Annotated in this window: 8 protein-coding genes; 3 read left to right on the top strand and 5 right to left on the bottom strand. The window is 66.4% G+C overall.

What is annotated here, in order from left to right:
* The coding region (locus A9513_RS36720; RefSeq protein ID WP_141678416.1) for a helix-turn-helix domain-containing protein at positions 1 to 72 on the bottom strand (72 nt) is incomplete at its 3' end.
* Between the two features lie 223 nt (positions 73 to 295).
* Positions 296 to 2,440 (bottom strand): ATP-dependent DNA helicase DinG, encoded by a 2,145-nt coding sequence (gene dinG, locus A9513_RS14575; protein ID WP_024765223.1) that lies wholly within the window; start codon positions 2,438 to 2,440, stop codon positions 296 to 298.
* Positions 2,441 to 2,562: 122 nt separating this feature from the next.
* Between dinG and A9513_RS14570 the strand changes: the two genes are divergently transcribed.
* Positions 2,563 to 3,027, top strand: a complete 465-nt coding sequence (locus tag A9513_RS14570) for a CopD family protein (RefSeq protein WP_024765224.1) — start codon at positions 2,563 to 2,565, stop codon at positions 3,025 to 3,027.
* 55 nt (positions 3,028 to 3,082) lie between these two features.
* On the opposite strand, the gene A9513_RS14565 is transcribed toward A9513_RS14570, so the two are convergent.
* The 3 genes from A9513_RS14565 to A9513_RS14555 all read right to left on the bottom strand — a co-directional run bounded on the left by A9513_RS14565 (position 3,083) and on the right by A9513_RS14555 (position 4,896).
* Positions 3,083 to 3,847, bottom strand: a complete 765-nt coding sequence (locus A9513_RS14565) for a hypothetical protein (protein WP_065085043.1) — start codon at positions 3,845 to 3,847, stop codon at positions 3,083 to 3,085.
* Positions 3,840 to 4,142, bottom strand: coding sequence for a DUF1145 domain-containing protein (locus tag A9513_RS14560; protein ID WP_024765225.1), 303 nt, complete (start codon positions 4,140 to 4,142; stop codon positions 3,840 to 3,842). The genes A9513_RS14565 and A9513_RS14560 overlap by 8 nt, the downstream gene beginning before the upstream one ends.
* Before the next feature lie 121 nt (positions 4,143 to 4,263).
* The gene (locus tag A9513_RS14555) at positions 4,264 to 4,896 is read right to left on the bottom strand and encodes an OmpA family protein (RefSeq protein ID WP_024765226.1); all 633 of its coding nucleotides are present in this window, start codon (positions 4,894 to 4,896) and stop codon (positions 4,264 to 4,266) included.
* Between the two features lie 141 nt (positions 4,897 to 5,037).
* On the opposite strand from A9513_RS14555, the gene A9513_RS14550 reads away from it, so the two are divergent.
* Entirely contained in the window at positions 5,038 to 5,526 is a 489-nt protein-coding gene (locus A9513_RS14550) for a DUF6231 family protein (protein WP_037007296.1), read from the top strand.
* A gap of 2 nt (positions 5,527 to 5,528) precedes the next feature.
* On the top strand, positions 5,529 to 5,988 hold a 460-nt coding region (locus tag A9513_RS14545), incomplete at its 3' end, for a YchJ family protein (RefSeq protein WP_065085042.1).

The following is a 5,988-nucleotide window of genomic DNA, read 5'->3' as shown; positions in this document are numbered from 1 at the left end:
CTGGCTGAAGCCATTGCACAGGCCGATCTGGATCGTGACGCGCTCTGTGGCGCTGAGTTCGTGATAGGACATGGGGCAACACCTTACCGAAATGGTCGGGTGTTGCACTCAGTTTTTGCGGCCGCCCAGGGTTTCATTGCCGCCAGCCGACCAGGCCGGGGCACTGGCGATGGCCAGGCTGAGCAGCAACGGCAGATGCCAACGCATCGAAGTCATGGATTCGAATCCTTGCAACACGCCCGCCGGACGGCGGGCGATCGTTTGACAGCCAGCGCGGGAACTCGCTCCCGCACACTCAAGCAATTTCGCGGCGGAACGGCGGCAATGCATTAAGAATGGCCTTGCCGTAGCGTTGCGTCACGACGCGACGGTCCAGCAGCGTAATGGTGCCGCGGTCCTGCTCGGTCCGCAGCAGCCGGCCGCAGGCCTGCACCAGACGCAGCGAGGCGTCGGGCACGGCGATCTCCATGAAGGGATTGCCGCCGCGCGCCTCGATCCATTCCGACAGCGCCGCTTCCACCGGATCGTCCGGCACGGCGAAGGGAATCTTGGCGATCACCACGTGCTCGCAATAGGCGCCGGGCAGGTCCACTCCCTCGGAGAAGCTGGCCAGGCCGAACAGCACGCTCGGCTCGCCATCGTCCACGCGGGAGCGGTGCTTGTTCAGGGTTTCCTGCTTGGACAGGTTGCCCTGGATCAGCACGCGCTTGCGCCAGTCGCGGTCCAGGCCGTCGAAGACTTCCTGCATCTGCTTGCGCGAGGAGAACAGGATCAGCGAACCACGCGAACCTTCGACTATCTCCGGCAACTCGCGAATGATCGCGCCGGTATGCGCGGCGGCATCGCGCGGGTCGGCCTTCAGGTCCGGCACGCGCAACACGCCAGCATCGGCGTGGTGGAACGGACTCGGCACCACGGCAGTGACCGCCGCGCGAGGCAGGCCGGCGCGCATGCGGTAGCGGTCGAAGGTACCCAGAGCGGTGAGGGTCGCGGAGGTCACCAGCACGCCGTAGGCCACATTCCACAGGTTGCGGCGCAGGGTCTCGGCGGCGAGGATCGGGCTGGCGTTGGCCTCGATGTCGTAGAAGGTGCCGCTCTCGGCGAGGGTCAGCCAGCGCGCCATGGGCGGGCTGTCTTCCGGGTCCTCGCTGGTGAAGGCGGTCCACAATTCCCAGTTGCCCTGGGCGCGGGACAGCAGGCTGCCGAACAGCGGGTACCACTCTTCTGCCTGGTGGCTGGCGATGCCGACGCTGCCCTCCCCGTCCATGGCCTCCTTGAGCAGCTCGGTCAGGCGGGTGAAGAGGTCGGTGAGCTTGGAGAAGCCCTTCTTCAGTTCGATGCCCATCTCGCGGATGTGCTCGGGGATCACCCCGCCTTCGAAACGATGGCGCGGTCGCTCGCGGCCTTCCATGTCCTCGCCGGCACGGAAGTCACCGACCTCTTCGCAGGCGGTGAACATGAACTGCTGGTGCGTGCGCAGCTCTCGGGCCAGCTCCGGCACCTGCTCGATCAGGCGGCCAAGGTCGCCCGGCAGCGGGTTCTGCGCCAGCAGCTTGGTCAGGTTCTTCTCCACCTGGCCCAGCCAGTCGGCGGTGGCGCGCAGGCGGGTGAAGTGGGCGAAGTGGCCGATGGCCTTGTCCGGCAGGTGGTGGCCTTCGTCGAACACGTAGAGGGTGTCGCGCGGGTCCGGCAGAATCGCGCCGCCGCCCAGTGCCAGGTCGGCCAGCACCAGGTCATGGTTGGTGACGATCACGTCGACCTTGGTCATGCCTTCGCGTGCCTTGTAGAAGGCGCACTGCTGGAAGTTCGGGCAATGGCGGTTGGTGCACTGGCTGTGGTCGGTGGTCACCTGCGCCCACTGCGCATCCTCGATGGCCTCGGGCCAGGAGTCGCGGTCGCCGTCCCAGCGGTTGCCGGCCAGGCGCTCGATCATCTGGTTGAACAGCTTGGTGGAGGTCTCGTCCACGTCGATGCGGAAGCCTTCCTCCTCGAACAGCTGGGCGGTGGCGCTCTGCGCCTGGCCTTCCTGCAGCAGGTGGTCGAGCTTGGACAGGCACATGTAGCGCCCGCGCCCCTTGGCCAGGGCGAAGCTGAACGACAGGCCGGAGTTGCGCAACAGGTCGGGCAGGTCCTTGTGGACGATCTGCTCCTGCAGGGCGACGGTGGCGGTGGCGACCACCAGGCGCTTGCCCGCGGCCTTGGCGCAGGCGATGGCGGCGAGGCTGTAGGCGACGGTCTTGCCGGTGCCGGTGCCGGCTTCCACGGCGACCACGGCGGCATCGCCCAGGCGATGGCCTTCCTCGTCGCTGGCGATGGTCCCCAGGACCTTGGCGACTTCGGCGATCATCAGGCGCTGGCCGTAGCGCGGCTTGAGTTCCTTGGCCTCGAGGAAGCGCGAGTAGGCGCCCTGGATCGTGGCCTTGAGTTCGGTGCTGAGCATGGACTTCCCGGGCTCCGGCAGCGCCCTGGTGGACACATCCGGATGCTGGATAAATTTTCAGTGGTTCGAATCGGCGGCTATGATAGCGCGCTCGACCACAACCGCCAGCGGAGATCGTCCGAATGACACCCTTTGCCTTCGTCTATGCCCTGCACCTCCTGGCCGCCCTGGTCTGGGTTGGCGGCATGTTCTTCGCCTGGATGGTGCTGCGTCCGGCCGCCGTCGCCGCGCTGGAGGCACCGGCCCGGCTGAAGCTGTGGCTGGAGGTCTTCCCGCGCTTCTTCCGCTGGGTGTGGGCGGCGGTGATCCTGCTGCCGGTGACCGGCGTGGGCATGCTGCACCTGAGCTTCAACGGCATGGCCGGCGCGCCGCGCTACGTGCAGGTAATGATGGGGTTGTATGTCGCGATGCTCGCGCTGTTCCTGCGCATCCAGGCGCTGCAGTTGCCGGAACTGCGCCGCGCGGTGGGCGCCGAGGACTGGCCAGCCGGTGGTGCCGCACTGGGCAAGATCCGCAAGACCGTGGGCCTGAACCTGCTGATCGGCATGGCGCTGGTGGCCTTCGTCGCAGCACGCCCGCACTGGTAAACAAAAGGCCCGCCTGGCTAGCCGGGCGGGCCTTCAGTTGAAACGAGCCAGGGGTTCAGAAGCGTTTCACGTCCAGGCGGCCTTCGCTGCCCTTCGCCCCTTCCGCACCGCCCTGGCCTTCCGCGCCGGGCTTCTCGCCCGCCACCGAATAGAACCAGCAGCCCTTCTCGCCGCTGCGCGGCCCGGCCTTGCCGGGCTTGCCGCCCGCCCCGCCCGCACCGCCTTCCAGACGTACCTTGACCTTCTCGACGTCGAACTGCTCCGGCACTTCCAGGCGTACCACGCCGCCAGGTGCGCCGGTCTGGCCATCGGCGCCATCCTGCCCGTCACCGGCGGATTTGCCGCTGCCCCACAGGCAGCCGGAAGTCTGTGCGCTGCCGCCGTCCAGTCCGTCATAGCCCGGTGCGCCGACACCGCCGCGGACGTCGATCAGCAGGTTCTCCACCGCCACATCCTGCAGCCGCAGCAGCAGATTGCGGCCGCCGCTGGCGGGCTTCTCGAAGCTGCCGGAACTACCTTGCGCGGCGATCACGCTGCCGTCGGCGAGGTTGCCGTGCAGCACTTCGATCTGCAGCGCATCATTGCCAGGGAAAACGCCGATCCGCGCATTCTTCGCCAGGTCCAGCTCGCCGATCTTCAGCTCCTTGACCCGCGACGGGATCAGCAGCGCGCCCTCCGGGCCGACACTGATACGGTCCAGGCTCAGGCTGTCACCCTTCACCGGCAGACGCAGCACGGTGTTGGCTTCCACCGAGACGGTGCCGGCAGCCGAACAGGCCAACGGGGCGAACAGCGCCAGGCCCAGCAGCGACTTACGCATGGGTATCTCCTTCTACGTTTGCGGGTGCCGGTTGTGCCACTGCCGGCTGCGGCAGGGTCGCGAAATGAAAGACGCCGAACAGCAGGATCTGCAGGCGATCCATGCCCGGATGCGGGCGCCCCTGCAGACGCTTGCGCAGCGCCAGGACTTCGAGGATGTGGATCAGCAGGATCAGCGCGCCGGCCGCATTGAGCAGCAGGGCGAAGGGATGTGCGAAGGGTTGGATCAGGTTGGCCAGCACCGCCAGCCAGAACAACAGGGCAATCAGCTTGCCCAGCCCCAACAACGCTTTCATGAAATGCCCCCGGTTTTTTCTTTGCCGGGGAACATACGCCTCTGCTCCCGGCTATGCCAGTGGCAACCGGGAATGACAAAGGGGGCCACCAGGCCCCCTTTGCGGACTACATCACAGCGACTTACTGACGCGTGATCTTGATCTCCACGCGACGGTTCTCGGCGCGGCCTTCTTTGGTCTTGTTGTCCGCGACCGGCTGGCTCTCGCCATAACCGACCACCGACTTGATGCTGCTGGCAGGCACGCCGGCATCGACCAGGTAGTTGGACACGGCGTTGGCGCGGCGCTCGGACAGTTTCTGGTTGTAGGCGTCGGTACCGATGCTATCGGTATGGCCGCCGATATTCAGCTCGGTGCTCGCGGCCTCGCCTTTCAGGCGGGTAGCGATGGTGTCGAGCTTGTCCTTGTCCTGCGCATCGATCTTCGACGAGTCGAAGGCGAAGTGCAGGTCACGCACCACGATGGTCTCTTCCTTGGGCAGCGGAGCCGGAGCAGGCTCAGGAGCCGGCGCAGGCGGCGGGACCTCGGCCACTTGTTCGGCGGCGCCATGTACCCAGCAGTAGGACGCACCCAGCACGCCACCGATCAGGGCTCCCCAACCGGCCCAGGCGCTGCTTTCGATGGAACCCAGACCTGCGCCACCGACACCGCCAACCACGGCGCAAGTCGGCCAATCGGACTTCTGCAGCCCTGCGCAACCGGTGAGCAACGTGCTTACCAGCAGCAGGGGTAAAGCGGTCCTTGTGATGCTCATAAAGTTATGTCTCCTCTAATGATCGGGTCTTGACCGACAATTACCGAGTAAAGACGTGACTGACAGAATGCGCCAGCACTAGGCCATATGGGTGTCACACGCTAGTCTTCGTTCATTATTTTTTGCCTTTTGACGAGCCCGATGATTTCGACACGCACGCCGCAACAAGCCCTCGCCGCCCTGCTCGACCGCTACGCGCCACAGCGCTTGCTGCTGGTGGGCGCCAGCCAGATACCGGCCGTGGATGCCTTCCTCGCGGCGCATCCGGATTGCGAGCTGTTCCACGCCGATGCCGGCGCATTGCCAGCGGAGCTGGCCGCTCAGCGCTACGACCTGGCGCTGCTGGCCGACTGCCTGGAGCACTTGCCGCGCCGCGAGGCACAGCAACTGGTGGGCGGTATCCGCAACCTCAACAGCAGCCGCGTGGCCGTACTGGTCGACCTCGACGCCGCCCAGGCGCAGGATGCGGACTTCTACGCCCTGGCCATGCAGGCCAGCGAGCGCTTCCAGCGCGACGCCCAGGTGATCACGCTGTTCACCTACGATCTGCACGAATACAAACAGGTCCCGGACTGGCTCAACGCGAAGTTCTGGGCCAACCCGGAAAACTTCGGCAAGTACTGGTGGTGACCATGATCGAACCGACCTGCCCCTGCGGCAGCGGCCGTCCATTACCGGACTGCTGCGGGCGCTTCCATGCCGGCGTCGCGGCCCCCACCGCAGAGGCGCTGATGCGCTCGCGCTACAGCGCCTACGCGCTGGGCCTGGTGGATTACCTGCGCGACACGACGCTGCCGGCCCAGCAGCAGGGGCTGGACCTGGAGGCGATCCGTACCTGGAGCCTGGGCAGCACCTGGCTGGGTTTGGAAGTGGTCAGCCATGAAGTGCTCGGCGGCCAGCCGGAGCACGCGCGGGTGACCTTCATCGCGCGCTGGCACGACGCCGGCGGCGAGCACAGCCATCGCGAATGCTCGGGATTCGTCCAGCGCGACGGCCGCTGGTACTTCCTCGACCCCACCGTGCCGATGAAGCTGGGGCGCAATGACCCCTGCCCCTGCGGTGCCGGCGGCAAGCTGAAGAAATGCTGCGGCC

The organism is Pseudomonas sp. AU12215 (assembly GCF_001675465.2).
Lineage (GTDB): Bacteria > Pseudomonadota > Gammaproteobacteria > Pseudomonadales > Pseudomonadaceae > Pseudomonas > Pseudomonas nitroreducens.
Note: the sequence above shows the minus strand (reverse complement) of the source record. Positions and strands in the feature narration are given on the sequence as shown.